Origin of the sequence: Stutzerimonas tarimensis (assembly GCF_042648805.1) — a bacterium.
Taxonomy (GTDB): Bacteria; Pseudomonadota; Gammaproteobacteria; order Pseudomonadales; family Pseudomonadaceae; genus Azomonas; species Azomonas tarimensis.
Genome location: NZ_JBHRXZ010000017.1, coordinates 72,494 through 96,753, shown reverse-complemented (window position 1 = coordinate 96,753; position 24,260 = coordinate 72,494). Strand labels below are relative to the sequence as shown.

Sequence of the window (24,260 nt, the reverse complement as noted above, 5' to 3'; positions counted from 1 at the left end):
GCGGAGCCCTGCATGTCCCTCAGCCGTGACGCTGCCACTCAATTCGCCCAGGTGCTTTCCGAGGCACTGCCCTACATTCGCCGGTTCGTCGGCAAGACCCTGGTGATCAAGTACGGCGGCAACGCCATGGAGAGCGAGGAGCTCAAGACCGGCTTCGCCCGGGACATCGTGCTGATGAAGGCGGTGGGCATCAACCCGGTGGTGGTGCACGGCGGCGGCCCGCAGATCGGCGATCTGCTCAAGCGCCTGGACATCCAGAGCCAGTTCATCGAAGGCATGCGAGTCACCGACAGCGCCACCATGGACGTGGTGGAGATGGTACTCGGTGGCCAGGTCAACAAGAGCATCGTCACCCTGATCAACCAGCACGGCGGCAGCGCCATCGGCCTGACCGGCAAGGATGCCCGCCTGATCCGTGCCAAGAAGACGATGGCGACCCGTCAGACCCCGGGCATGAGCCAGCCGGAAATCATCGACATCGGCCAGGTCGGCGAAGTCACCGGGGTGAATACCGATCTGTTGGACATGCTGGTCAAGGGCCACTTCATTCCGGTCATCGCCCCGATCGGGGTCGGCCCGGACGGCGAGTCCTACAACATCAACGCCGATACCGTGGCTGGCAAGGTGGCCGAGGCGCTGCGCGCCGAGAAGCTGATGCTGCTGACCAACATCGCCGGCCTGATGGACAAGCAGGGCAACGTGCTGACCGGCCTGTCCACCTCCGAGGTGGATGCCCTGATCGCCGACGGCACCATCTACGGCGGCATGCTGCCGAAGATCCGCTGCGCACTGGACGCTGTTCAGGGTGGTGTGATCAGTTCACACATCATCGACGGGCGTGTGCCTCACGCGGTGCTGCTGGAAATCTTCAGCGACGTGGGCGTCGGCACCCTCATCAGCAACCGCAAGCACTAAGCCCAGCGGCACAACAAAGGGGAGCCGTCAGGCTCCCCTTTTTTCATTCCATCAGAAACCTCAATCCAGCACCCTGAACGACTCCAGCATCGCCGGAATGCCCGGGAACATGCCGATCGCCAGCATGATGCCGCAGAGGATTGCGAAGACCACGGTAGGAATGATCCAGCGATGAACATGGGTCATGGCCTGGCCACGCTCCTTGTCGCCAACCAGTCCCAGGTTGTCCAGCAGTACCGTCAGCGACCAGCCGAACACCGGGTTCACCAGCGCCGAGGAGAAGATCACGATCGCGGCGGACTGGGAGGTCTTGCCCTCACGGGTCATCTGCATACCGGCTTCCAGCAGCGGCAGGAACACACCCACCATGAGCGCGACGCTGAGCACCGGCGGCCAGATCGCCAGGTCCATCGGGTAGCCCCAGAGGGCGGCGACCACGCAGAGCAGCCCGGTCAGCACCGCACCGGCTGGAATCGGCCGCTTGGCAATGGCGGCAGGAACGATATAGGTGCCCCAGGACGAAGCCAGGTTACCGCCACCCAGGGAGGTACCCACCACCTGACGGGCGGCTGCCACGCACATGGTGTCGTCGATGTTCATCAGAACCTTTTTCGCCTTGCCCGGGTAGTTCAACTCCTGGAAGACCCGGTGACCGAGGAAGTCCGGCGACCACATCGCCACCGCCAGCACGGCGAAAGGCGCCACGGCAATGAAGTGATGCAGGCTCGGCAAGCCCAGCTGCCAGCCCGTGTCCTCGCCCCACCAGTAGGCCGGATTCATGTTTGGAATGCCGGGCTCGGTGGTGAATTCGAACGGCGCGCCCAGGGCGAAGGCAATCACCGCCGCCAGCGCCGAGCCCAGCGGAATCGCCAGCCAACGCATGCGGATGTGCTCGAGGTAGGCATACATGACGATGGTGGCGAACACCACGACAAAGGCGATGTAGCCCATGTCGAAGCCATTCGCCCAGGCGAACAGGCGAGCGATCTGGGACGTGATGCCGATGAATCCCAGGTAGAGCAGCAGCCCGCCGCAGACACCGTTACTGGTCAGCTTCGCCAGCAGGCTTCCCCCCTTCAGCACCCCGAGAATGAAGCCCAGCACACCGATCATGATGCCCAGCGCCATGGGGTGACCGCCTGACGCCACGATCAGCGGCACCAAGGGAATGATCGGACCATGGGTGCCGGCCAGGTTGCAGTTCGGGTTGAGAATGCCAGAGAAGAGCACCACGAACAGCACCGCGGCGATCAACATCTCGAAGCGGGCGTTCTCGATGACGAATTCATTGGACAGCCCGAGCGGACCGGCAAAGGCGGCCACGATCGCCGCCACCATCACGATCTTGCCGATGGTCGCCGCCATCGCTGGCACCCAGTCCTCGTACTCGAAGCGGTAGTCGCGATACGGCAGGTTCAGTCGCCAACGCTTGGGCGACATGATGCTCAGTTCGTGATCGAGGTATTCGGAGCGCGTTGCGAAGTGCCTTTTCGGCTTGTGACGCTCTTTATAGCTGCGCAAGTCTTCGTCAATCATGGTAAATGGGCCCCCAAAGGTAGGGCGAGACGTTACCGTTTGACTCAACGCAACTCACCCCCGACCTTGCGGGGATTGACGAAAACTTTTGTAAAGTGCTACCTAGAGCCAAAGTCATGTTCCAGGCTGCCACCAAAGAGGTAACAGCCAGGGTAACAACCTCGCCTCAGTCGACCACCAGCTCGGGGGTCAGGCCGCCCAGCAAGACTGCCAACCGCTCGCGATCGGAGGTAAAGCTGACCTCGGCGGCCAGGCGTGCCGCGCGATAGCTCTCGACGTTGCGCTCGAGACCGAGCCGTTCCTGCCGCAGGTTCAGCATCTGCTGGCGAAGGCTCTCCGGCACATCCTGCTGCTCGGCCAGAAGGCGCTGCTCCTCCACCTGCAGTCGCTGCAGCTGGCGGTTCACTGCTCTCAGGCTGGAGCGAGCGATGCCACTGACACTGTCCAGCTGGGACAGCTTGCGCAGCTTGGCTGCATCGACCTCCTCCACCGCCGCATATAGCCGCAGCAGTCGCGCATCGGCCAAGGCCTGCTCGGCCTCCTGCTGCAGTCGCTGCCGCTCCTCTGCAGAGGGTGCCGGCGCCACGCTGCGCAGCACCCGCCCCTTGTCGTTGAGCACCTGATAGCCACTCCCGATCAGATGCGGCGGCACACCATGGCGATCGAACACCACGGCCCCACTTTCGTCGACATAACGGTAGAGCTCTACCGCGCCCACCTGAAGCGTGGCGAGAAGAAGCCCCACGCTCATAACGCACCCCAACAGATTCCTTTCCATGTGCGCCGCTCTCTAGATCCCGTACTGCGCCCGATACGCCTCGACTGCCGGCAGGTGCTGCTTTAGCTGTTCATCACTGGCCAGGTATTCGAGCACCTGATTCAAGGAAACGATGCTCACCACTGGCATGCCGAAATCGCGCTCTACCTCCTGGATCGCCGACAGCTCGCCCTGGCCACGCTCCTGACGATTGAGCGCGATCAGAACACCCGCCGCCGCGGCCCCCTGGGCCTGAATGATCTGCATGACCTCGCGGATCGCCGTTCCAGCGGTGATGACATCATCGATGATCAGCACTCGACCGACCAGCGGCGCGCCTACCAGTGTGCCCCCCTCGCCGTGATCCTTGGCCTCCTTGCGGTTGAAGCACCAGGGCAGGTCGCGCCCATGCTGCTCGGCCAGGGCGATGGCGGTGGCCGCGGCCAGCGGGATGCCCTTGTAGGCCGGCCCGAACAGGACGTCGAAATCCAGATCGCTGTGCTGCACCGCCTCGGCGTAGAAACGACCGAGCTGGGCCAGCGCCGCGCCGCTGTTGAACAGCCCGGCATTGAAGAAATAGGGACTGGTCCGTCCGGACTTGAGGGTGAACTCGCCAAAGCGCAACACACCACGCTCGATTGCAAAACGGATGAAGTCGCGCTGATACGCCTGCATGGGAAGCTCCGTAACCCTCGGATTTAGCGAAATGCACAGTCTCGGGTATGATACACGGAGGAATTTTCAGGGGCCATTTATGCGGATCATCAGCGTCAATGTGAATGGCATTCATGCGGCGGTTCAGCGAGGTCTCCTCAGCTGGCTGCAAGCGCAGAATGCCGATGTCATCTGCCTGCAGGATACCCGCGCCTCCGCTGCGGAACTCGACGATCCCGCCTACCAGCTGGACGGTTATTTCCTCTATGCCGCGGACGGCGAAATCCCCGCGCAAGGCGGAGTCGCGATCTACTCGCGGCTGCAACCGAAGGCGGTCATTTTCGGCCTTGGCTTCGAGATGGCCGATCGCTACGGCCGCTATCTGCAAGCCGACTTCGACAAGGTCAGTATCGCCACGCTCCTGTTGCCCTCCGGGCAGTCCGGCGATGAGAGCCTGAACCACAAGTTCAAGTTCATGGACGACTTCACCCATTACCTGGACAAGCAGCGACGCAAGCGGCGCGAGTACATCTATTGCGGCTCACTGCATGTGGCGCATCAGAAGCTTGACGTGAAGAACTGGCGCGACTGCCAGCAGAGCCCCGGATTCCTGCCCCCGGAACGCGCCTGGCTGGATCAGGTGTTTGGCAGCCTGGGCTACGTTGACGCCCTGCGTGAAGTGAACCGGGAGGGGGACCTGTTCAGTTGGTGGCCCGATACCGAGCAGGCCGAGATGCTCAACCTCGGCTGGCGATTCGACTACCAGATCCTCACCTCGGGCCTGCGTCGCTTCGTTCGCAACGCCCGCCTGCCCCGCCAGCCACGCTTCTCCCAGCACGCGCCACTGATCGTGGACTACGACTGGATGCTATCGGTCTAGCCACAAGCTGCAAGCCAGGGGAACGGCGAGCGGGCTCGGCCGAGCTCTCGCGGTTATTGGAGCTTGTGGCTTGTGCGGCTTTACTTCACAACCCGCCAGGTCAGCGGATAGCGATAAGCCTTCCCCTCGTTCGCCCGGATTCCGGCGATGATCACCAGCACCAGGGCCACCAGGTTGACCAGCGCCGCCAGGGCGAAGCCGATGAGGATCCAGGCAAGGATGCCCGAGATGATCATCCAGATGCTGTAGGTGATCTGGAAGTTCAGCGCCTCCTTGCCCTGGTCGTCGACAAAGGGATCCATGTCCTTTTTCAACTGCCAGACGATCAGAGGCCCGAGCACATTGCCGATCATCGGCACCAGAAACCAGAAGAACGCCGAGTAGTGGCAGAACATCGCCCACTGACGCGCCTGCCGGCTCGGCTGCGGCACCAGGTCCCGGTTTTCACTCATCGGCGTCTGGCTCATGCCTGTTCGGCCAGCGCAGCGCGTTGGCAGTCGAACAGCGCCTGCATGCCGGTCTGCGCCAAGGCCAGCATGGCGTTGAGCTCCTCCGGCTGGAAGGGCGCACCCTCGGCAGTCCCCTGCACTTCGATGAAGCCCCCAGCGTCGGTCATCACCACGTTCAGATCCGTCTCGGCCGCCGAATCCTCGGGGTAATCCAGATCCAGCACAGGTTCTCCCTGGTACATGCCGACCGACACCGCCGCCACCATCTGCTTGAGCGGCTCACCCTTGAGTGCGCCGCGCTTCTTCAGCACGCGCAACGCATCGACCAGCGCCACCATGGCGCCGGTGATCGACGCGGTACGCGTCCCGCCATCCGCCTGGATGACATCGCAATCGATATAGATGGTGTTTTCACCCAGTTTGCTCATGTCCAGCGCCGCACGTAGCGAGCGGCCGATCAGGCGCTGGATCTCCAGGGTGCGCCCACCCTGCTTGCCGCGGGTCGCCTCACGCTGGTTACGGTCGCCGGTCGAACGCGGCAGCATGCCGTATTCGGCGGTCAGCCAGCCCTGCCCCTGCCCCTTGAGAAAGCGCGGTACGCCGCTCTCCACACTGGCGGTGCAGATCACCCGGGTGTCGCCGAACTCGACCAGCACCGAACCTTCGGCGTGGCGAGTGTAATGACGGGTGATTCGGATAGAGCGCAGCTGATCGGCAGCGCGGCCACTGGGACGCTTCATCGGGAAACCTGCTTTGGTTGGATAGGTCTGGCCAGCCATTATAGAGGCGCGGCACCGCCTTGGGGCAAAGCTTCGCGGGTGCCAGGCGGCGAGCCGCCGCCGGCCGCAGCGGCTCGCCTCGTTGAACCGTCGATTTTCCATTACAATCGGCGGTTTTCAGCCAAGCTGCCCGAGGTATTCGATGATCCACAGCATGACGGCCTTTGCCCGCGCCGAGCAGGCCGGGAGCTTTGGCACCCTCAGCTGGGAAATCCGCTCGGTCAATCACCGCTACCTCGAGCCGCACCTGCGGCTGCCGGAGTCCTTCCGCGAACTCGAAGGCGGCGTGCGCGACGCGCTGCGCAAGGGATTGTCGCGTGGCAAGATCGAATGCACCCTGCGCCTCAGCGAGGCGGGTTCCGGCCCGGCCCTGCAGGTCGACCGCGAACGCGCGGCCCAGCTGATCGCCGCAGCGGAAAGCATTGCCGAACTGAGCGCCCGCCCCGCCCCGCTCAACCCTCTGGAAATCCTCAACTGGCCCGGGGTGCTCGTCAGCCAGGGGGCCGACCCGCAGGCACTCAACGAAGCCGCTCTGCAGGCGTTCGATCAGGCACTGCAGGAGCTGCGTGACAGCCGCGAGCGCGAAGGCCGCGAGCTGGCGCGCCTGATCGGCGATCGACTCGATGCGATCCTCGAAGAAGTGGCCGCATTGCGCACACTGCTGCCTGAACTGCTGGAGAACCAGCGCCGACGCCTGCTCGAGCGCTGCGCCGAACTACAGGTCGAGCTGGATCCTGCGCGCCTGGAGCAGGAGATGGTACTCCTGGCGCAGAAGAGCGATGTGGCCGAGGAACTCGACCGGCTCGTCACCCACGTCGCGGAAGTTCGCCGGGTACTGGCCACCGGCGGTGCGTCGGGCCGACGGTTGGACTTTCTCATGCAGGAACTCAATCGCGAGGCCAACACCCTGGGTTCCAAGGCGTTCGACACCCGCAGCACCCAGGTGGCGGTCAATCTCAAGGTACTGATCGAGCAGATGCGCGAACAGGTCCAGAATATCGAATAATCGGCGCACGCCCAGGTGATCTCCATGTCTGCCCACACCGGCACGCTCTACATCGTTTCCGCCCCCTCCGGCGCCGGCAAGACCAGCCTGGTCAAGGCGCTGATCGAAGCGATGCCGCAGGTTCAGGTTTCCGTTTCCCACACCACTCGCGCCATACGCCCCGGCGAGGTGGACGGGGTCAACTACCACTTCGTCAACCGCGAGGATTTCCTGGCACGCCTGGAGCATGGTGACTTCATCGAGCACGCCGAAGTGTTCGGCAACCTCTATGGCACCTCGCAACGCTGGCTCGAGCAGACCCTGGCGGCCGGCTTCGACCTGATCCTCGAAATCGACTGGCAGGGCGCCCAGCAGGTCCGCCGCCTGCTGCCCGAGGCCCAGTCCATCTTCATCCTGCCACCGACCCAGGAAGCCTTGCGCCAGCGACTCACCAGTCGCGGCCAGGACAGCGACGAGATCATCGAGCGGCGCATGCGCGAGGCGGTGAGCGAAATGTGTCATTACGTCGAGTATGACTACCTGGTCATCAACGACGATTTCGCCCATGCGCTGGATGATCTCAAGGCCATCTTCCGCGCCAACCAGCTCCGCCAGGAAACCCAGCACGCGCGCTTTACCGGGCTGTTTCAGCAACTGCTGGCGTAGCGACAAGCCGAGAAGAGCGCTGAAGGCGGGACAGCAGGACGAGAGGCCAGGGCCGCGCATTCCTTCCTCCAACGCTTTTCATCGGCCGGAGGCCGCCGGCTTCCCCCTACCGCTCTGTTTTCTTTACACTACCCAGTCCCGCCCGCCATTCGGGCTGCCATCGCAAAAGATCACGAGGAACACCATGGCCCGCGTTACCGTTGAAGACTGCCTGGACAACGTCGATAACCGCTTCGAGCTGGTCATGCTCGCCACCAAGCGTTCCCGTCAGCTGGCCACCGGTGGCAAGGAGCCGAAGGTAGCCTGGGAGAACGACAAGCCCACCGTCGTCGCCCTGCGCGAAATCGCCAGCGGCCTGGTCGATTACGACGTCATCGCGCAGGACGAGATCGTCCATGAAGAGCCGTTGTTCGCCCAATACGACGAAGAGCCCAACGAGGGCCTGTAACGCGATGCCTGGTCGAAGTCGCCATCCCGAGCCAGACAGGCAAGGAGCTTTACCTTGCCTGCCATAGACGCGCTCGCCGCCCGACTTTCGACCTACCTCAGCGAGGATCAGGTAAATCTGGTCCGCCGCGCCTATTACTATGCCGAGCAGGCCCACGATGGGCAGCGCCGGCGCAGTGGCGAAGCCTACGTTACGCACCCCCTGGCGGTGGCCAGCATCCTCGCCGACATGCACATGGACCATCAGAGCCTGATGGCCGCCATGCTGCACGATGTCATCGAAGACACCGGAATTCCCAAGGACGCCCTGGTCAAGCAGTTTGGCGAAACCGTCGCCGAGCTGGTGGACGGGGTCAGCAAGCTGACCCAGATGAATTTCGAGACCAAGGCCGTGGCGCAGGCGGAAAACTTCCAGAAGATGGCCATGGCCATGGCCCGCGACATCCGCGTGATTCTCGTCAAGCTGGCCGACCGCCTGCACAACATGCGTACCCTGGAAGTGCTGTCCGGCGAAAAGCGCCGCCGCATCGCCAAGGAAACACTGGAAATCTACGCCCCCATCGCCAATCGGCTGGGCATGCACAACATGCGCGTGGAGTTCGAGGACCTGGGCTTCAAGGCCATGCACCCGATGCGCTCGGAGCGCATTCGCGCGGCGGTACGCCGGGCCCGCGGCAATCGCAAGGAGATCGTGCACAAGATCGAACAGTCGCTGATCGCCTGTCTGGAGCGGGAAAGCCTGGGCGGCGAAGTGCTGGGCCGGGAAAAGCACCTCTACAGCATCTACAAGAAGATGCGCAGCAAGCGCAAATCCTTCGGCGAGATCATGGATGTCTACGCGTTCCGCATCGTGGTCGACAAGGTCGATACCTGCTATCGGGTATTGGGCGCTGTGCACAACCTCTACAAACCGCTGCCGGGGCGTTTCAAGGACTACATCGCGATTCCCAAGGCCAACGGCTACCAGTCCCTGCATACGACCCTGTTCGGCATGCACGGCGTGCCCATCGAGATCCAGATCCGCACCCGCGAGATGGAAGAGATGGCCAACAACGGCATCGCCGCGCACTGGCTCTACAAGTCAAGCAACGAAGACGTGCCGCGCGGCACCCATGCCCGCGCCCGTGAATGGGTCCGTGGCGTGCTGGAGATGCAGGAGCGGGCCGGCAATTCGCTGGAGTTCATCGAAAGCGTCAAGATCGACCTGTTTCCCGACGAGGTCTACGTCTTCACGCCCAAGGGCAGCATCATGGAACTGCCCAAGGGCTCCACGGCGGTCGACTTCGCCTATGCAGTGCACACCGACGTCGGCAACACCTGCATTGCCTGTCGCATCAACCGTCGCCTGGCGCCGCTGTCTCAGGCGCTGGAAAGCGGCTCGACCGTGGAAATCGTCAGCGCACCGGGGGCCCGGCCCAATCCTGCGTGGCTCAACTTCGTGGTCACCGGCAAGGCGCGCACCCATATCCGCCACGCGCTCAAGCAGCAGCGGCGCTCCGAATCCATCAGCCTCGGCGAGCGCCTGCTGAACAAGGCCCTCGCCGGCTTCGAGACCAGCCTCGAGCAGGTCTCCCAGGAGCGCATCCGCGCGGTGCTGGCCGAATACCAGATGGATGTGTTCGAAGACCTGATGGAAGACATCGGCCTGGGCAATCGCATGGCCTATGTCATCGCCCGCCGCCTGCTCGCCAGCGATGGCGACGAGACGCCCCAGAGCGAAGGCTCCCTGGCCATCCGCGGCACCGAAGGCCTGGTCCTGAGCTACGCGCGCTGCTGCTCGCCGATTCCCGGCGACCCCATCCTCGGCCATCTCTCGGCAGGCAAGGGCATGGTGGTCCACCAGGAAACCTGCCGCAACATCGCCGAATTCCGCCAGAACCCGGACAAGTGCGTTCCGCTGTCCTGGGCTCGGGACGTTTCCGGCGAGTTCAACGTGGAGTTGCGCATCGAGCTCGAGCACCAGCGCGGCCTGATCGCCCTACTGGCCGGCAGCGTCAATGCCGCCGACGCCAATATCGAGAAGATCAGCATGGACGAGCGCGACGGACGCGTCTCGGTGGTCCAACTGGTGGTCAGCGTCCACGACCGCGTCCACCTGGCCCGCGTGATCCGCAAGCTGCGCAAGATCGGCGGGGTCAGTCATATCACGCGAGTGAAGGCTTAAAGCTATTTCATAAGGAGATCTTCGATGCCCCGTACCGTCATCCACACCGACAACGCCCCGGCCGCCATCGGCACCTATTCCCAGGCCATCCAAGTGGGCGATACCGTCTACCTGTCCGGGCAGATCCCGCTGGATCCACAGAAGATGGAACTGGTCGAGGGCTTCGAGAACCAGGCGGTGCAGGTCTTCGAAAACCTCAAGGCCGTGTGTGAAGCCGCCGGCGGCTCGCTGCAGGATCTGGTCAAGCTGAACATCTTTCTCATCGACCTGGGCAATTTCGCTACGGTGAACGAGGTGATGAGTCGCTATTTCGAGCAGCCCTACCCGGCGCGCGCCGCGATTGGTGTCGCCGCGCTGCCCAAGGGCGCCCAGGTCGAGATGGACGGGATACTGGTGCTCGGCTGATCTTTACTGGATACGGATCTCGACCCGTCGATTGCGCGGCTCGTAGGTCTCGTCCGGCGTCCTGACCAGCGGGTTGGCCTCACCATGCGAGGCTACCCGCAGCTCCAGCATCTCGATGCCCGCGCCCTTGAGCCGTGCCGCCATGCGCGTGGCGCGCGACAGGCCGACACCTTCGTTGAAGCGCGCATCACCCAGGGTATCTGTGTGACCGATCACCCAGACCACCGCTGGCGACCGCTCGCGCAGGGTCGCCAGGACCTGCTCCATCTGTAATTCGGAGCGCGGTTCGAGCGCGCCATCTCGCCGATAGAACAGCTGAAAACGGCGCGGCTCGGCCGGCTGTGCCTCCAGCGCAGCGCGGTGGGCCCAGGTGTTGGCGGGCATGCCGGCATTGAACGGCTGGCCAGTGAGCAGTGCCACGCCCTGCCCCGCCTCCACCAGCAGCCGCTCGCCCTGCGGCAACCCCACCAGCACCGGACCACCCTCCAGCAGCAGCACCTGCGGACCGCTGCAACCACCGAGCGCCAGCAGCGCCAGCCCTGCTGCCAAGACGCGCCTCATGGCAACCGCACCAGCAGGTGCGCCTCGCCCGCCAGCACCATTTCGCCCTGCGGCGTATGCAACCGGACGGCGCCGGGCTTGAGCCGGGCAATGTCGCCGCTGACCAGGCTCAGGCTGCCGCGTGACAGCGAGGCCTCGAAGGCAAGCGCGCCGCGGGCGGGTTCGAAGCGGTAGCGGTCCAGATGCAACTCGCTGCGCGGGCCAAGCGAAAGGCGTGTTCCGTCATTGAGCACCAGCCCCAGCGACCCTCCCGGCCCGGTCTGCAACAGGGCCCCGCGCAGCACGCCCTGCCCCACGCGAGCCGTATTGGTCTGTCCGCGGCTGGTGAAATTGGCCGGCTCGCCGACCGAGCGCACGTACCCGATCACCTCCGGAAGCTCGCTCCCTTGCGCGATTGCAACCACGCCCAGTCCGACACCCGCCAGCCACAGCCACCAGGTCCCCTTTCCTTGTCTCATCATGCCTCCACGCTGCCGATCCATCGGGCCGGAGCAGTGTCCGGCCCTCTCCGAACTCAGGCAACGAAGCGGTACGGAAGATTCACGTGGAGCGCTTGAATCCTCAAGAGGTTATTTCAGAAAACCTGACCTCGCCGACCCGACTGCCAGGGCGGGGCCTGAAATAAAGAGTCTGGCCACAGGTGAGACCTGCCAGGCTCGCATGGTCGGCCGCGACCTCGGCTTCGATGGGCTCGTCTTGCCCGTCGACGTTCAGGATGACCCTGGTCACGGCTCCCAGCGGCCGGATGTCACGAACTTTCCCAGACTGGTGATTGCTCCCAGGGTGGAGCGACAAGCTCACTTCATGCGGCCGAAACAGCAACTGCTGCCCAGCAAGATCCAGCCGATTGGCATCCCCCATGAAGTGGTAGACGAACTCGCTGGCCGGGTTGGCATACACCTCCGCCGGCGAGCCGATCTGCTCGATCACGCCCTTGTTCATCACCACGATGCGGTCGGCCACTTCCATCGCCTCTTCCTGGTCATGGGTAACGAACACGGAGGTGAGGTGCACCTCCTCGTGGAGCCGCGCCAGCCAGCGGCGCAATTCCTTGCGCACCTTGGCGTCCAGCGCGCCGAACGGCTCGTCCAGCAGCAGCACCCTGGGTTCCACCGCCAGCGCGCGGGCCAGGGCGATGCGCTGGCGTTGGCCACCGGACAGTTGCTCAGGGTAGCGGTCGGCGATCCAATCCAGCTGCACGAGGTTCAGCAGTTCATGCACCTTGTCGGCGATCACCTTCTCGCTCGGTCGCTGGCGGCGCGGCTTCATGCGCAGGCCGAAGGCGACGTTGTCGAACACCGTCATGTGGCGGAACAGCGCATAGTGCTGGAACACGAAGCCGACGTTGCGCTCGCGCACTTCGCGGCCGGAGACGTCCTCGCCGTGGAAGGCGATGCTACCGCTGTCCGGCGCTTCCAGTCCGGCGATGATGCGTAGGAGTGTGGTCTTGCCGCAGCCGGACGGGCCGAGCAGGGCGACCAGCTCGCCGCTTTCGATGTGCAGGTCGATATTGTTAAGCGCCTGGAAGTGGCCGAAGCGCTTGTTGACTTGGCGGATCTCGATGCTCATGGCTCAGTCCTCGGCGGCCTTGCGGCGGTTGATGCGCGATTCGCTCCACTGCTTGAGCAGCAGAATCAGCAGCGCCAGGGCCAGCAGGAGGCTGGCGACGCTGAAGGCGGCGACATGGTTGTACTCGTTGTAGAGAATCTCGACGTGCAGCGGCAGGGTGTTGGTCAGGCCGCGGATGTGCCCGGACACCACCGACACCGCGCCGAACTCACCCATTGCCCGCGCGGTGCACAGCACCACGCCGTAGATCAGGCCCCAACGGATGTTCGGCAGGGTGACGTGCCAGAACATCTGCCAGCCGCTGGCGCCCAGCAGGCGCGCGGCTTCCTCCTCCTGGGTGCCCTGTTCCTGCATCAGCGGGATCAGTTCGCGGGCGACGAAGGGCACGGTGACGAACAGGGTGGCCAGCACGATGCCAGGCACGGCGAAGATGATCTGGATGTCGCGCTCCATCAGCCAGGGGCCGAACCAGCCCTGGGCGCCGAACAGCAGCACGTAGATCAGGCCGGCGATCACCGGAGACACCGAGAACGGCAGGTCGATCAGCGTGACCAAGAGGCTCTTTCCACGAAACTCGTACTTGCTCACGCACCAGGCGGCGGCCACGCCGAACACCAGGTTCAGCGGCACTGAGATGCCGACGGCGATCAGCGTGAGCCTAAGCGCGGCGAGGGCGTCGGGTTCCAGGATCGCGGCGAAGAAGGTTCCCAGGCCTTGCTTGAGCGCCTCGTTGATCACCACCAGCAGGGGCAGCAGCAAAAAGAACGCGAACACCAGCCAGGCGGCGCCGATCAGCGTCCGGCGACTCCAGGGATTACCCCGGCGGGTGGCGCCCAGGGCCTGTGCGGCGAGAGTTGCGGAGGTCATTGGGGGCTCCTCAGGCGCGCGCCAGACGGCGCTGCAGCAAATTGATGACCAGCAGCAGGGCGAACGACACCAGCAACATCAGCACGCCGATGGCGGTGGCGCCGGCGTAGTCGTACTGGTCCAGCTTGACCATGATCAAGAGCGGCAGGATCTCGGTCTTGCCCGGCATGTTGCCGGCGATGAAGATCACCGAGCCGTACTCGCCGACGCCGCGGGCGAAGGCCAGGGCGAAGCCAGTCAGCCAGGCCGGGAGCAGCGCCGGCAGCAGCACGTGGCGGGCGATCTGCAGCGGCTTGGCGCCGAGGCAGGCGGCGGCCTCCTCCACCTCGCGCGGGATGTCGGCCAGCACCGGCTGCAGCGTGCGGACCACGAAGGGCAGGGTGACGAAGGTCAGCGCCAGGGCGATGCCCAGCGGAGCGTAGGCAATCTTGAAGCCCAGCTCGGTAGCGAACCGGCCGACCAGCCCGGACGGCGCGTAGAGCGCGGTCAGCGCGATGCCGGCCACCGCCGTGGGCAGGGCGAAGGGCAGGTCGATCATCGCCTCGATGATCTTTCGCCCGGGGAAGCGGTAGCGCACCAGCACCCAGGCCAGCAGCGTGCCGATCACACCGTTGAGCAGGGCAGCGGCGAGGGCGGCGCCGAAGGACAGTTTCAGCGCGGCGATCACCCGCGGCGCGGTGATGACGGCGATGAACTGATCCCAGGTCAGCTCGGTGCTCTTGATGAACAGCGCGCCCAGGGGAATCAGCACGAGAAGGCTGAGGTACACCAGGGTGTAGCCCAGCGTCAGCCCGAAGCCGGGTATGACGGGGGAAGTGCGGGACATGGTATCTCCTGAAAGGCGGCGACAGACGCCGCGACCAGAACGCAGGTTGAGTAAGGCCGGCGGCCCCGATGCACGTCGGATTACGCTTCGCTAATCCGACCTACGCAGGGGGCGTAGGTCGGGTTAGGCCAGCGGCCGTAACCCGACGCTGAGGCCAGGCAGTCAGCGCGTCTCGTAGATCTGGTCGAAGATGCCGCCGTCGTTGAAGAACTTCGGTTGCGCCTCTTTCCAGCCGCCGAAGTCGGCGTCGATGGCCACCAGCTCCAGCTCAGGGAACTGCTGGGCGAACTCGGCGGCGACCGACGGGTTGCGCGGCCGGTAGAAGTGCTTGGCGGCGATGCGCTGGCCTTCTTCGCTGTACAGGTAGTTCAGGTAGGCCTCGGCCAGTTCGCGGGTGCCCTTGCGCTCGACGTTCCGATCCACCACCGTCACCGGCGGCTCGGCGAGAATCGACAGCGACGGGGCGATGATTTCCAACCCATCGCCGCCTTCTTCCTTGAGCGCAAGGAAGGCCTCGTTTTCCCAGGCCAGCAGCACGTCGCCGATCTTGTTGTTGACGAAGGTGATAGTCGAGCCGCGGGCGCCGGTATCCAGCACCGGAACCTGGTGGTAAAGCTTGGCGACGAATTCCTTGGCCTTTTCCTCGCTGCCGTACTGCTGCCGGGCATAGGCCCAGGCGGCCAGGAAGTTCCAGCGCGCGCCGCCGGAGGTTTTCGGGTTTGGGGTGATGACTTCTACGCCCGGCTGGACCAGATCGTCCCAGTCCTGGATGCCTTTCGGGTTGCCCTTGCGCACCAGGAATACGATGGTCGAGGTGTAGGGCGTGCTGGCCTCCGGCAGGCGGGTCTGCCAGTCCTCGGGGATCAGCTTGCCGATGCGGTGCAACTCGTCGATGTCGCCGGCCAGGGCCAGGGTCACCACGTCGGCGCGCAGGCCGTCGATCACCGCGCGGGCCTGCTTGCCCGAGCCGCCGTGGGACTGCTGGACCTTGACCGGCTCATGGCCTTGGGCCTGCCAGTGGCGGTTGAAGGCGGCATTGTATTCGACGTAGAGCTCACGGGTCGGATCGTAGGACACGTTGAGCAAGGTCTGGGCGAATGCGCCGGAGGACAACAGGGCGGCCAGCGCGGCCAGGGAAAGCTTCTTGAGAAGGGGTTTGTTGAACACGATGCAGCTCCTTGCGCGTGCCGCCGTTCGGCACGCGGGCGAATGATTCGATGCGGATATCGGGATCGGATATGGCTGAGCGTTTCGCTCAGCGACGCATTCGCCAGCTACAGCTACGGGACCGGTGCGTGGGCATGGATTGTCTTCCTGGTTGAAGAATCGGGCTCATGTCACGCCCTCCGGCGGTCCGGTCGGGGTGGGGCTGTTGGGTTGCCTAGCGGCCGTTGGGGCTTTGCAGGCGGATCTTTTCCTTACGTTCGATCTGCACGACCTGGCCGTTGTGCACGGTGATCTCGACCGAGCCGAAGCGCAGGTCGCGCAGGGCCGCCTGGATCTCGCGCAGGATGGCGGCTTCGTCCTGCCCATCGACACTACGTACTGTCACGCTCATGCGGAGGCTCCTTGCTTGATGCCGTGGCGTACCACACCGGGCGTTTGCCGGGTGGTAACGGAGCGAACTCTAAAAGCGATTTTTTATTCTTCAAAAGAATGTTTCTGAATTTTTATATTCTATATTGTTATTAAAAAATGCCTCCGGCGTGCCTGGCCTCGAGACCGTGGTGACCTATCTGTCTGGCGACCGCATCGACTTCGCCTTGCAGGACGGCCCGATCAAGGGGCTCGGCCTGTCCTGGCGCAACGCGATTTTTCGGACAGGCACCCGTGCGAACGATCTGGACGAGAACCGCCTCATCCTCAGCTACAGCCTGCCGCTGCTCGGACTTGCATGGGTTGTTCTAACCCCGTCACTGCGGGGTGCGCCCCATTGAGCCGGCGACCACCGATCGCGCACCAGCGGGGGGCGCGGGCCTGGCCCACCCCAGGCTCCGGCGGTCTCCGGCCTCGTTCTCTAAACCATTGATGCGGGGCTTAAAACCCTCGTTTCACGGCAATCTGGCACGGCCACTGCACCAGTAAACACAGGCGTTATGACCTGCTAGTACAAGTTGCTCTCTCACAAGGTGACGACAATGACACACCGTAAAAGCCTGCTTGCACTCTCGATCACGGGATCCCTTCTGCTCGGCAGCGGTACCGCGGCTGCCGAGACCATTCGTATCGGTATCGGCCACCAGAGCATGGTCACCAATACCGTCTCGGGCGGCATCATCCTGGAAAAGCTCAACCTGCTCGACAAGCATCTGCCGAAGACCGGGCGCTACGAAAAGGCCAGGTACCGTGTGGAGTTTCGCGACTACGATTCCGGCCCGCCGATCACCAACCAGATGCTGGCCGGCAAGCTTGAATTCGGTGTGATGGGGGACTACCCGCTGATCGTCAACGGCGCCAAGTTCCAGGAAACCGGCCGCCAGCAGAGCCGCTTCATCGCGGTGACCGGCTACAACCTCAAGGGCACCGGCAACGGCATCGTGGTACCGGTGGCCTCTTCCGCCCAAAGCCTCGAGGACCTGGCCGGCAAGAGCCTGTCCACCCCGGTGGGTTCGGCGGCCTGGGGCATGACTCTGAAGGTGCTGCGCGACGCCGGCCTGTCGGACAAGGTGACCCTGGTGAATCAGAGCCCGCCGGTGGGCGCGGCGAATATCGCGGCGAACAAGATAGACGCCCACGCCGACTTCTGCCCCTGGTCCGAGATCATGGAGTTTCGCGGCACCGGCCGGAAGATCTTCGATGGCAGCGAGGCGAACATTCCCACCTTCCACGGCATCGTGGTGCGCGACGCCTTTGCCGAGAAGTACCCCGAAGTGGTCGAGGGCGTGCTGAAGGCCACCCTCGAAGCCCAGCAGTGGATCCAGGAAGATCCGGTGCGGGCCGCCACCCAGGTCGCCCAGTGGACCGGCGTGGACAAGGAGGTGCTCTACCTCTACTTCAGCAATGGCGGCATCTCCACCATGGAGGCGAGCATCAAGCCGGAGTGGGTCGAGGCGCTCAAGTATCACCATTCGGTGCTGCAGAGCGAGATGCAGATCCCCGATCTCGACTTCAATGCCTGGATCGACGACAGCTACCTCAAGCGCGCCTACGCCGCCACCGGCCTCGACTACGAGGCCATGGTCACCCAGGTGGTCTCGCCGACCCCGCGCAACCCGGCGCTCAAGCCCGCCGAGATCTGGTTCGAGGACGAAGGCATCGTGCGCTACGACAGCACCGCCGAGATGCTCGCCGCGGTGGACGAGGCCAAGGGCGCCGGCAAGGCGATCAACTCCACCTACGTCTACGACAACCTCAGCGGCCTGAAGCTGTTCGGCAAGACGGCGTTCCTGGTGCGCGACCCCGGCGGCGAGGTGCTGGCCTTCATGAGGAAGGCCGACTCCGAGCAGTACATCGCCCAGCACGGCGGCACCTCGCTGTCCGCCAACGCACCACTGGCCATGCTGCCGTAAGCCGCTCGCCAGCCGGCGCCAGCGGCGCGGGCCGGCCTCGACTCCGAGGACAGATCCGATGAGTGCACACAGCAACACCGCTCTGAAACCCGCCACACCGCCCGCCGCCCCGGCGTCGGTGCTGGAAGTGGCGTCGCCGCCGGCGGCGCCCATCAAGCAGACGACCATGAACAGCGCCCCCCCGCGCTTCGAGCTGCCAGCCATGACCGGTCGCTACCTGGTGCGCATCGGCGCGCTGCTCGCCGCCGTCCTGCTCTGGCACCTGGCATCCAGCTACGGCTTCAACCTGCTGCTGAACTTCGAGAATGTTCCGGGCCCCGCCCTGGTGGGCGAGACCCTGGTGGCCCAGGTGACCAGCAGCGAGTTCTACGTGCACATCCTGCACAGCCTCAAGCGCATCGCCATCGCCTACGCCATCGCCGTGGTGCTGGGCATCACCCTGGGTGTGATGATCGGCCGCTCGCGCTGGGCCGAAGACATCATCCTGCCGTTCATTGAGCTCTTGCGCCCGATCCCGGCAGTGGCCTGGATTCCCCTGGCGATCCTGATGCTGCCGACCGAAGAGTCGAGCATCATCTTCATCACCTTCCTTGGCGCGCTGTTCCCGGTGGTACTGAACACCATGCACGGCGTCGAACAGACCCCGCCGGTATTGATCCGCGCCGCCCGCTGCCTGGGTGCCAGCAACCGCGCGATCCTCTGGCACGTGGTGATTCCCGGTGCCATGCCGAGCATCGTCGCCGGCCTGGCGATCGGCATGGGCGTTGCCTGGTTCTCCCTGCTGGCCGGGGAAATCATCAGCGGCCAGTACGGCATCGGCTATTTCACCTGGACCTCCTACACCCTCGTCCAGTACCCGGAAATCATCATCGGCATGCTCACCATCGGCGGCCTCGGCACCCTGTGCACCCTACTCGTGCGCAAGGCCTGCACCCCGCTGCTGCGCTGGCAGACCCAAGGAGCCCGGCCATGACTAGCGCTGTTTCCGACAACCGCCTCGCCGTCCTCGACCACAGCCGCTTGCGCGCCAAGGCCCAGGCCAAGGGAGAAGGCCGCGGCCATATCAGCGTGCGCGACGTGCACATCGAGTTCAAGCACAAGGGCGGCATGCGCCCGGCGGTGCAGAACGCCGACCTGGAGATCAAGCCCGGTGAGTTCGTCTGTTTGCTCGGCCCCTCCGGCTGCGGCAAGTCGACCCTGATGAACGCCATCGCCGGGTTCGTCAAACCCACCCGCGGCGAGCTCACCGTGGACGCCAAGCCGGTGAAGGATCCGAGCCCGGACCGCGGCATGGTGTTCCAGCAGCACTCGCTGTTTCCCTGGAAAAGCGTCAAGGACAACGTCGCCTTCGGCCCGCTGATGGCCGGCTCCAGTGCTGCCGAGGCCGACAGCGTGGCGCGTACCTTCCTCTCACTGGTGGGCCTGGCCGGCTCGGCGGACGCCTACCCGAGCATGCTCTCCGGGGGCATGCAGCAGCGGGTCGGCATTGCCCGGGCGCTGGCCAACTATCCCAGCGTGCTGTTGATGGACGAGCCCTTCGGCGCCCTCGACGCCCAGACCCGGGTAATGATGCAGGAAAACCTGCTGGAGATCTGGCGGGAATTCAAGAACACAGTGGTGTTCGTTACCCACGACATCGACGAGGCGGTATTCCTCTCCGACCGCGTCGTGGTGATGAGCGCCAGTCCCGGCCGGATCATCGCCGACATCAAGGTGACCCTGCCACGGCCGCGGGAACAGGCGCTGCTCACCAGCCCTGAGTTCATGGACTACAAGCGCCAGTGTCTGGGGCTGATCCGCCAGGAAACCCTCCGTGCCTTCCAGCAGCAGAACGGCGGGCACTAGCCATGAGCACGTCCTTTTTTTCGACCCGTCTCGACATGACAGGTCATGACAAGTGGGAGCGACAAGCATGAAACCGCTCGACTTCAACCTCAACATCGGCGAGTCGCCACTGCCTTTGTATGTGCAGATCCGCGACAACCTGCGGCGCAAGATTCTCGAAGGCAGCTATGCGGTGCATGAGCGCCTGCCCTCGGAAAACGAGCTGATGGGTGTGTTCGGCGTCAGCCGCATCACCATCCGCCAGGCGCTGCGCGACCTGCATAACGAGGGCCTGGTGTTCAGCGCCCAGGGCAAAGGCACCTTCGTCAGCAAGCCCAAGGCGGTGCAGAACGTCCAGCGCCTGCAGGGCTTCGGCGAGGCCATGGCCGCCCAGGGCTACGAAGCCGTGGCCAGGCTGATGAGCATCCAGGAGCGCCGCCCACCGAAAGCTGTGGTCGCGGCACTGAAGCTCGAACCCGGCATCGAGGTGGTGGAGGTCAAGCGCGTGCGCTACCTCAACCGCGAGGCGGTGTGCGTGGAGAACAGCTACTTCCCGGTGGACATCGGTCGCCGGCTGTTCGGCATGGACCTCTCCGGAGACATCTTCCCGCTGCTGGAAAACAGCTTCGGCATCGCCCTCGGCCACGCCGAGATCGGCCTCGACGCCACCCTCTCGGACGAGGAAACCCAGCGCTTTCTCAGCCTGAAATCCGGCGAGCCCATCCTCCGGGTGGAGCGCCTGACGCACAACCGGGCCGGCCGGCCCATCGACTTCGAATACCTCTGCTACCGCGGCGACGCCTTCAAATACCAATTCCGTGTGGATCGGAACTAGGAGATCACGACATGACCACTATCCAAGACATTCCCGTAATCGACACCGACGTACTGGTCATCGGCGGTGGCACCGCCGGCCCGATGGCGGCCGTGACCGTGAAGGAGCAAGACCCCAAGCTCAAGGTCCTGCTGCTGGAAAAGGCCAACGTCAAACGGTCCGGCGCCATCTCCATGGGCATGGACGGCCTGAACAACGCCATCGTCCCCGGCCACGCCACCCCCGAGCAGTACGTCAAGGAAATCACCATCGCCAACGACGGCATCGTCCACCAGCCGGCGCTGATGGCCTACGCCACCCGCTCCTTTCCGATGATCGAGAAGCTGGACTCCTGGGGCGTGCATTTCCAGAAGGACGAGACCGGCGACTACGACATGAAGAAGGTCCACCACCTCGGCACCTACGTGTTGCCGATGCCGGAGGGCCACAACGTCAAGAAGATCCTCTATCGCCGCCTGCGCCGGATGCGCGTAGACATCGAGAATCGCTTCATCGCCACTCGCCTGCTGAAGGACGCCGACGGCAAGATCGCCGGCATGATGGGGGTGAACACCCGCACCGCCGAGCCCATCATCATCCGCGCCAAGGCAGTGATCATGGCCACCGGCGCCGCCGGGCGCATCGGCCTGCCGACTTCCGGTTACCTGTTCGGCACCTACGAGAACCCCGCCAACTGCGGTGACGGCCATGCCATGGCCTACCACGTCGGCGCGGACCTGGCGAACCTCGAGTGCTTCCAGATCAACCCGCTGCTCAAGGACTACAACGGCCCGGCCTGCGCCTACGTCACCGGCCCGCTCGGCGGCTACACCTCCAACGCCCACGGCGAGCGCTTCATCGAGTGCGACTACTGGTCCGGCCAGATGATGCTGGAGTTCTTCAAGGAACTCGAAGGCGGCAACGGCCCGGTGTTTCTCAAGCTCGACCACCTGGCCGAGGAGACCATCCAGGAAATCGAGACCGTCCTGCACACCAACGAGCGCCCGACCCGCGGCCGCTTCCATGAAGGTCGCCACGTGGATTACCGCCAGAGCATGGTGGAGATGCACATCTCCGAAGTGGGCTTCTGCTCCGGCCACTCCGCCTCCGGCGTGTGGACCGACGAGACCGGCGCCACCACCGTGCCCGGCCTCTACTGCGCCGGCGACATGGCCTCGGTACCGCACAACTACATGCTCGGTGCCTTCGTCTACGGCCAGATCTGCGGCGAAAGCGCCGCCGAGTTCGTCAAGGGTCGACCTGAGCCGCAACTGGACGAGGCGTTCATCGCCACCGAACTGGCACGCATCCAGGCCCCGCTGCAGGTCAAGGACGGCATCCCACCAGAGCAGATGGAGTACAAGGTGCGCCGCCTGGTGAACGACTACCTGCAGCCGCCGAAGGTCACCCGCAAGATGGAGATCGGCCTGGACCGGATCATGGCCGTGCGCCAGGACCTGCATCGCCTGTCCGCCAACGATCCCCACGAGCTGCTTCGCGCCCTGGAAGTGCAATCGATCATCGACTGCGCCGAGATGGCCGCCCGCGCCTCGCTGTACCGCACCGAATCGCGCTGGGGCCTCTACCACTACTGCGTCGACCACCCGGAGCGGCAGGACAACGACTGGTTCTGCCACACCCGCCTGTTCAAGGACGACAGCGGCCGGATGGCCCACGGCAAGCGCCCCATCGCTGACTACGTCGTGCCGCTGGGCGAAGAAAAGGACGCCTACAGCAAGCTGCGGGTAGCCAAGGCCGTGAACGCATAAAGATGCTTTTCGTAGGAGCGGGCCTGCCCGCGAAGCGATGCGCCGTCCTGAACGCCATATCGCGGGCAAGGCCCGCTCCTACAGGTCAGGCGTTATCCAGGAACACCGAATCGCTAAACGAATTTTCGAGGAATACCACCATGCCCGTAGCCACTCACCGCTCCAGCGTCCCTGTCATCGTCGACGAGGAAAAATGCATCGCCGACAAGGGCTGCCGCGTCTGCATCGAGGTCTGCCCGCTCGATGTCCTGTGGATCAACGAGGACACCGGCAAGGCCCATATGAAGTACGACGAGTGCTGGTACTGCATGCCCTGCGAGGCCGACTGCCCGACCGATGCGGTCAAGGTCAACCTGCCCTACCTGCTCAGCTGATCGCCTGACGCCCTGCTTGCACGCCATTTTGCGGGCCGGCCATGCGCCGGCCCAGAGGAGATAACCATGAAACAGTATGACGATCCCCAACTGCAGGCCCTCGCCGACGGCCTCGCCTCCAAGGACCCGGGCATCCGCCGCGTGACCGTGCTGGAACTGGTCGATTGCGGCGAGCCCGAGGCCGCCGAGCTGCTGATCCTCGCGCTGAAGGACGAGGACGCCAGCGTGCGCCAGGAAGCGGCCAAAGTGATCGACGAGTTCGACGCCGTCGACATCGCCGACGCCTTGCTCTCGGCCCTCGGCGATGATGACGAGGTGGTACGCAACGCCGCCGCCCATGCCCTGGCGGACCTCAAGGACCCGGCCGCCGCCAAGCCGCTGATCGCCGCCCTGGAAGGCAGCGAGGACCCCTTCGTGGTGGCCGGCATCCTCCGTGCCCTCAAGCCGCTGCGCGACCCGGCCACCCAGGCCCCGGCGCTCAAGCGTCTGGAAGACGCCAGCGCCAACGTGCGCCGCGAAGCGGTGGGTGCCCTCGGCTGGTTGAAGCAGCCGGAGAACCTGCCGGCGTTGATCGACCGCGCCCAGCATGACGAGGACGCCGAGGTGCGCCGCGCCGCCACCGGCGCGCTGGTTTATGCCGAGCCGGCCCAGGCCGGTCCGACCCTGGTCGGCATGCTCCACGACGAGCATTGGCAGGTGCGCGTCGAGGCCGCCGTCGGCATCGGCAAACTGAAATACCAGGACGCCCTGCAGCCGCTGGTGGAAGCCACGCATGACAGCTTCTGGCAAGTCCGCGAGAAGGCCGTGGACGCCCTCGGCACCCTGGGCGCGGTGGGCGCGATTCCGGCAGTCGGCGTCTGCTCGCGGGACCCGGTGAGCAACCTGCGCAAGGCCGCCATCGGCGCGCTGGGTGCCATCGGCCACGGCGATGGGCGTCCGTTCGTCGAGGCCGCCATGAACGACCCGGACCCGGACGTGCGCAAACTGGCCCGCTGGGCCATGTCGAAGCTCGACGCCGCCGCCTAGCTCCGGCCCACAAGCGGCTGCGCGTCAGCGATACCGCGTTGAACGCAACCCCGGACTGCTCTGCGGTCCCCGGTTGCTTCTACCCTGTCGCGCCCTGGCTCGCTCGCTTGTGGACCGGTCCCGGTTACCTGACTTCTTGATATTGAGAGGTATACAACCATGACCTACGTCGTCACCGAAAACTGCATCCGCTGCAAGTACACCGACTGCGTCGAAGTCTGCCCCACCGACTGCTTCCACGAGGGGCCGAACTTCCTCGTGATCAACCCCGTGGCCTGCATCGACTGCAGCCTCTGCGCCCCGGAGTGCCCGGCCGATGCCATCTATGCCGACAACGAGCTGCCCGAAGACCAGGCCCACTTCCTCGAGCTGAACGCCGAGCTGGCCGAGGTCTGGCCGGTGATCGCCGAGCCGAAGAGCCCGCTACCCGACGCCGAATTGTGGAACGAGCAGGGCGACAAGCTGCAGTTCCTGGAACGCTGAG

At 64.6% G+C, this 24,260-nt stretch carries 27 protein-coding genes and 1 pseudogene; 16 read left to right on the top strand and 12 right to left on the bottom strand.

Annotation, left to right across the window (positions count from 1 at the left end; genetic code table 11):
• Positions 1 to 12: 12 nt before the first annotated feature.
• On the top strand, positions 13 to 915 hold the full coding sequence (argB, locus tag ACFOMF_RS07380; RefSeq protein ID WP_386363023.1) for an acetylglutamate kinase: 903 nt from the start codon (positions 13 to 15) through the stop codon (positions 913 to 915).
• 60 nt (positions 916 to 975) lie between these two features.
• Here the strand turns inward: argB and ACFOMF_RS07375 are convergent, their stop codons facing one another.
• The 3 genes from ACFOMF_RS07375 to pyrE all read right to left on the bottom strand — a co-directional run bounded on the left by ACFOMF_RS07375 (position 976) and on the right by pyrE (position 3,883).
• Positions 976 to 2,451 (bottom strand): DUF3360 family protein, encoded by a 1,476-nt coding sequence (locus ACFOMF_RS07375; protein WP_386363020.1) that lies wholly within the window; start codon positions 2,449 to 2,451, stop codon positions 976 to 978.
• A gap of 166 nt (positions 2,452 to 2,617) precedes the next feature.
• Positions 2,618 to 3,202: a DUF4124 domain-containing protein gene (locus ACFOMF_RS07370; protein WP_386363018.1), complete on the bottom strand. Its 585-nt coding sequence runs from the start codon at positions 3,200 to 3,202 to the stop codon at positions 2,618 to 2,620.
• 39 nt (positions 3,203 to 3,241) lie between these two features.
• The gene (pyrE, locus tag ACFOMF_RS07365) at positions 3,242 to 3,883 is read right to left on the bottom strand and encodes an orotate phosphoribosyltransferase (protein ID WP_386363015.1); all 642 of its coding nucleotides are present in this window, start codon (positions 3,881 to 3,883) and stop codon (positions 3,242 to 3,244) included.
• Between the two features lie 79 nt (positions 3,884 to 3,962).
• Between pyrE and ACFOMF_RS07360 the strand changes: the two genes are divergently transcribed.
• On the top strand, positions 3,963 to 4,742 hold the full coding sequence (locus ACFOMF_RS07360; protein ID WP_386363012.1) for an exodeoxyribonuclease III: 780 nt from the start codon (positions 3,963 to 3,965) through the stop codon (positions 4,740 to 4,742).
• A gap of 80 nt (positions 4,743 to 4,822) precedes the next feature.
• Here ACFOMF_RS07360 and ACFOMF_RS07355 read toward each other — a convergent pair whose 3' ends face one another.
• Positions 4,823 to 5,209, bottom strand: coding sequence for a DUF4870 domain-containing protein (locus ACFOMF_RS07355; RefSeq protein WP_386363009.1), 387 nt, complete (start codon positions 5,207 to 5,209; stop codon positions 4,823 to 4,825).
• Entirely contained in the window at positions 5,206 to 5,931 is a 726-nt protein-coding gene (gene rph, locus ACFOMF_RS07350) for a ribonuclease PH (RefSeq protein WP_386363006.1), read from the bottom strand. The genes ACFOMF_RS07355 and rph overlap by 4 nt, the downstream gene beginning before the upstream one ends.
• A 181-nt stretch (positions 5,932 to 6,112) precedes the next feature.
• On the opposite strand from rph, the gene ACFOMF_RS07345 reads away from it, so the two are divergent.
• From ACFOMF_RS07345 to ACFOMF_RS07325, 5 genes are all read left to right on the top strand, one after another.
• On the top strand, positions 6,113 to 6,976 hold the full coding sequence (locus ACFOMF_RS07345) for a YicC/YloC family endoribonuclease (protein WP_386363003.1): 864 nt from the start codon (positions 6,113 to 6,115) through the stop codon (positions 6,974 to 6,976).
• Positions 6,977 to 7,000: 24 nt separating this feature from the next.
• A complete protein-coding gene (gmk, locus tag ACFOMF_RS07340; RefSeq protein ID WP_386363001.1) occupies positions 7,001 to 7,621 on the top strand; it encodes a guanylate kinase in 621 nt (206 codons plus the stop codon).
• A gap of 184 nt (positions 7,622 to 7,805) precedes the next feature.
• On the top strand, positions 7,806 to 8,069 hold the full coding sequence (gene rpoZ / locus ACFOMF_RS07335; protein ID WP_386362999.1) for a DNA-directed RNA polymerase subunit omega: 264 nt from the start codon (positions 7,806 to 7,808) through the stop codon (positions 8,067 to 8,069).
• Between the two features lie 54 nt (positions 8,070 to 8,123).
• Positions 8,124 to 10,232, top strand: coding sequence for a bifunctional GTP diphosphokinase/guanosine-3',5'-bis pyrophosphate 3'-pyrophosphohydrolase (spoT, locus tag ACFOMF_RS07330; RefSeq protein ID WP_386362996.1), 2,109 nt, complete (start codon positions 8,124 to 8,126; stop codon positions 10,230 to 10,232).
• 24 nt (positions 10,233 to 10,256) lie between these two features.
• Entirely contained in the window at positions 10,257 to 10,637 is a 381-nt protein-coding gene (locus ACFOMF_RS07325; protein WP_386362993.1) for a RidA family protein, read from the top strand.
• 3 nt (positions 10,638 to 10,640) lie between these two features.
• Here the strand turns inward: ACFOMF_RS07325 and ACFOMF_RS07320 are convergent, their stop codons facing one another.
• The 7 genes from ACFOMF_RS07320 to oscA all read right to left on the bottom strand — a co-directional run bounded on the left by ACFOMF_RS07320 (position 10,641) and on the right by oscA (position 16,018).
• Positions 10,641 to 11,198 carry an OmpA family protein gene (locus ACFOMF_RS07320; RefSeq protein ID WP_386362991.1) on the bottom strand — a complete coding sequence of 186 codons (558 nt, stop codon included), beginning with the start codon at positions 11,196 to 11,198 and terminating at the stop codon, positions 10,641 to 10,643.
• Complete coding sequence (locus ACFOMF_RS07315) at positions 11,195 to 11,656, bottom strand: FecR domain-containing protein (RefSeq protein WP_386362989.1); 462 nt, start codon at positions 11,654 to 11,656, stop codon at positions 11,195 to 11,197. Before ACFOMF_RS07315 ends, ACFOMF_RS07320 begins: the two co-directional genes overlap by 4 nt.
• 103 nt (positions 11,657 to 11,759) lie before the next feature.
• Positions 11,760 to 12,767 (bottom strand): sulfate/molybdate ABC transporter ATP-binding protein, encoded by a 1,008-nt coding sequence (locus ACFOMF_RS07310; protein WP_386362986.1) that lies wholly within the window; start codon positions 12,765 to 12,767, stop codon positions 11,760 to 11,762.
• Positions 12,768 to 12,770: 3 nt separating this feature from the next.
• Positions 12,771 to 13,634: a sulfate ABC transporter permease subunit CysW gene (cysW, locus tag ACFOMF_RS07305; protein ID WP_386362983.1), complete on the bottom strand. Its 864-nt coding sequence runs from the start codon at positions 13,632 to 13,634 to the stop codon at positions 12,771 to 12,773.
• Between the two features lie 10 nt (positions 13,635 to 13,644).
• Positions 13,645 to 14,460: a sulfate ABC transporter permease subunit CysT gene (gene cysT, locus ACFOMF_RS07300; protein ID WP_386362980.1), complete on the bottom strand. Its 816-nt coding sequence runs from the start codon at positions 14,458 to 14,460 to the stop codon at positions 13,645 to 13,647.
• Between the two features lie 162 nt (positions 14,461 to 14,622).
• Positions 14,623 to 15,627 carry a sulfate ABC transporter substrate-binding protein gene (locus tag ACFOMF_RS07295; protein WP_386362977.1) on the bottom strand — a complete coding sequence of 335 codons (1,005 nt, stop codon included), beginning with the start codon at positions 15,625 to 15,627 and terminating at the stop codon, positions 14,623 to 14,625.
• 214 nt (positions 15,628 to 15,841) lie between these two features.
• On the bottom strand, positions 15,842 to 16,018 hold the full coding sequence (oscA, locus tag ACFOMF_RS07290) for a sulfur starvation response protein OscA (protein ID WP_386362974.1): 177 nt from the start codon (positions 16,016 to 16,018) through the stop codon (positions 15,842 to 15,844).
• 139 nt (positions 16,019 to 16,157) lie between these two features.
• Between oscA and ACFOMF_RS07285 the strand changes: the two are divergent.
• From ACFOMF_RS07285 to fdxA, 9 genes and pseudogenes are all read left to right on the top strand, one after another.
• Positions 16,158 to 16,397 (top strand): annotated as a pseudogene (locus ACFOMF_RS07285) (OprD family outer membrane porin); the annotation flags it as partial.
• 201 nt (positions 16,398 to 16,598) lie between these two features.
• Positions 16,599 to 17,969 (top strand): ABC transporter substrate-binding protein, encoded by a 1,371-nt coding sequence (locus tag ACFOMF_RS07280; RefSeq protein WP_386362971.1) that lies wholly within the window; start codon positions 16,599 to 16,601, stop codon positions 17,967 to 17,969.
• Positions 17,970 to 18,027: 58 nt separating this feature from the next.
• On the top strand, positions 18,028 to 18,942 hold the full coding sequence (locus ACFOMF_RS07275) for an ABC transporter permease (protein WP_386362968.1): 915 nt from the start codon (positions 18,028 to 18,030) through the stop codon (positions 18,940 to 18,942).
• Positions 18,939 to 19,814: an ABC transporter ATP-binding protein gene (locus ACFOMF_RS07270; RefSeq protein ID WP_386362965.1), complete on the top strand. Its 876-nt coding sequence runs from the start codon at positions 18,939 to 18,941 to the stop codon at positions 19,812 to 19,814. Before ACFOMF_RS07275 ends, ACFOMF_RS07270 begins: the two co-directional genes overlap by 4 nt.
• A 67-nt stretch (positions 19,815 to 19,881) precedes the next feature.
• Entirely contained in the window at positions 19,882 to 20,628 is a 747-nt protein-coding gene (locus ACFOMF_RS07265; protein ID WP_386362962.1) for a GntR family transcriptional regulator, read from the top strand.
• Between the two features lie 11 nt (positions 20,629 to 20,639).
• On the top strand, positions 20,640 to 22,376 hold the full coding sequence (locus ACFOMF_RS07260) for a fumarate reductase/succinate dehydrogenase flavoprotein subunit (protein ID WP_386362959.1): 1,737 nt from the start codon (positions 20,640 to 20,642) through the stop codon (positions 22,374 to 22,376).
• 140 nt (positions 22,377 to 22,516) lie between these two features.
• Complete coding sequence (locus ACFOMF_RS07255) at positions 22,517 to 22,750, top strand: 4Fe-4S dicluster domain-containing protein (protein ID WP_386362956.1); 234 nt, start codon at positions 22,517 to 22,519, stop codon at positions 22,748 to 22,750.
• A gap of 66 nt (positions 22,751 to 22,816) precedes the next feature.
• Entirely contained in the window at positions 22,817 to 23,776 is a 960-nt protein-coding gene (locus tag ACFOMF_RS07250) for a HEAT repeat domain-containing protein (RefSeq protein WP_386362954.1), read from the top strand.
• Between the two features lie 159 nt (positions 23,777 to 23,935).
• Entirely contained in the window at positions 23,936 to 24,259 is a 324-nt protein-coding gene (gene fdxA / locus ACFOMF_RS07245) for a ferredoxin FdxA (RefSeq protein WP_386362951.1), read from the top strand.
• Position 24,260: the final 1 nt, after the last annotated feature.

What these genes read in the sequence shown, in the direction of transcription:
- argB (WP_386363023.1), top strand. Translation starts at nt 13, where the DNA reads ATGTCCCTCAGCCGTGACGCTGCCACTCAATTCGCCCAGGTGCTTTCC.
- ACFOMF_RS07375 (WP_386363020.1), bottom strand. Translation starts at nt 2,451, where the DNA reads ATGATTGACGAAGACTTGCGCAGCTATAAAGAGCGTCACAAGCCGAAA.
- ACFOMF_RS07370 (WP_386363018.1), bottom strand. Translation starts at nt 3,202, where the DNA reads ATGAGCGTGGGGCTTCTTCTCGCCACGCTTCAGGTGGGCGCGGTAGAG.
- pyrE (WP_386363015.1), bottom strand. Translation starts at nt 3,883, where the DNA reads ATGCAGGCGTATCAGCGCGACTTCATCCGTTTTGCAATCGAGCGTGGT.
- ACFOMF_RS07360 (WP_386363012.1), top strand. Translation starts at nt 3,963, where the DNA reads ATGCGGATCATCAGCGTCAATGTGAATGGCATTCATGCGGCGGTTCAG.
- ACFOMF_RS07355 (WP_386363009.1), bottom strand. Translation starts at nt 5,209, where the DNA reads ATGAGCCAGACGCCGATGAGTGAAAACCGGGACCTGGTGCCGCAGCCG.
- rph (WP_386363006.1), bottom strand. Translation starts at nt 5,931, where the DNA reads ATGAAGCGTCCCAGTGGCCGCGCTGCCGATCAGCTGCGCTCTATCCGA.
- ACFOMF_RS07345 (WP_386363003.1), top strand. Translation starts at nt 6,113, where the DNA reads ATGATCCACAGCATGACGGCCTTTGCCCGCGCCGAGCAGGCCGGGAGC.
- gmk (WP_386363001.1), top strand. Translation starts at nt 7,001, where the DNA reads ATGTCTGCCCACACCGGCACGCTCTACATCGTTTCCGCCCCCTCCGGC.
- rpoZ (WP_386362999.1), top strand. Translation starts at nt 7,806, where the DNA reads ATGGCCCGCGTTACCGTTGAAGACTGCCTGGACAACGTCGATAACCGC.
- ACFOMF_RS07325 (WP_386362993.1), top strand. Translation starts at nt 10,257, where the DNA reads ATGCCCCGTACCGTCATCCACACCGACAACGCCCCGGCCGCCATCGGC.
- ACFOMF_RS07320 (WP_386362991.1), bottom strand. Translation starts at nt 11,198, where the DNA reads ATGAGGCGCGTCTTGGCAGCAGGGCTGGCGCTGCTGGCGCTCGGTGGT.
- ACFOMF_RS07315 (WP_386362989.1), bottom strand. Translation starts at nt 11,656, where the DNA reads ATGAGACAAGGAAAGGGGACCTGGTGGCTGTGGCTGGCGGGTGTCGGA.
- ACFOMF_RS07310 (WP_386362986.1), bottom strand. Translation starts at nt 12,767, where the DNA reads ATGAGCATCGAGATCCGCCAAGTCAACAAGCGCTTCGGCCACTTCCAG.
- cysW (WP_386362983.1), bottom strand. Translation starts at nt 13,634, where the DNA reads ATGACCTCCGCAACTCTCGCCGCACAGGCCCTGGGCGCCACCCGCCGG.
- cysT (WP_386362980.1), bottom strand. Translation starts at nt 14,460, where the DNA reads ATGTCCCGCACTTCCCCCGTCATACCCGGCTTCGGGCTGACGCTGGGC.
- oscA (WP_386362974.1), bottom strand. Translation starts at nt 16,018, where the DNA reads ATGAGCGTGACAGTACGTAGTGTCGATGGGCAGGACGAAGCCGCCATC.
- ACFOMF_RS07280 (WP_386362971.1), top strand. Translation starts at nt 16,599, where the DNA reads ATGACACACCGTAAAAGCCTGCTTGCACTCTCGATCACGGGATCCCTT.
- ACFOMF_RS07275 (WP_386362968.1), top strand. Translation starts at nt 18,028, where the DNA reads ATGAGTGCACACAGCAACACCGCTCTGAAACCCGCCACACCGCCCGCC.
- ACFOMF_RS07270 (WP_386362965.1), top strand. Translation starts at nt 18,939, where the DNA reads ATGACTAGCGCTGTTTCCGACAACCGCCTCGCCGTCCTCGACCACAGC.
- ACFOMF_RS07265 (WP_386362962.1), top strand. Translation starts at nt 19,882, where the DNA reads ATGAAACCGCTCGACTTCAACCTCAACATCGGCGAGTCGCCACTGCCT.
- ACFOMF_RS07260 (WP_386362959.1), top strand. Translation starts at nt 20,640, where the DNA reads ATGACCACTATCCAAGACATTCCCGTAATCGACACCGACGTACTGGTC.
- ACFOMF_RS07255 (WP_386362956.1), top strand. Translation starts at nt 22,517, where the DNA reads ATGCCCGTAGCCACTCACCGCTCCAGCGTCCCTGTCATCGTCGACGAG.
- ACFOMF_RS07250 (WP_386362954.1), top strand. Translation starts at nt 22,817, where the DNA reads ATGAAACAGTATGACGATCCCCAACTGCAGGCCCTCGCCGACGGCCTC.
- fdxA (WP_386362951.1), top strand. Translation starts at nt 23,936, where the DNA reads ATGACCTACGTCGTCACCGAAAACTGCATCCGCTGCAAGTACACCGAC.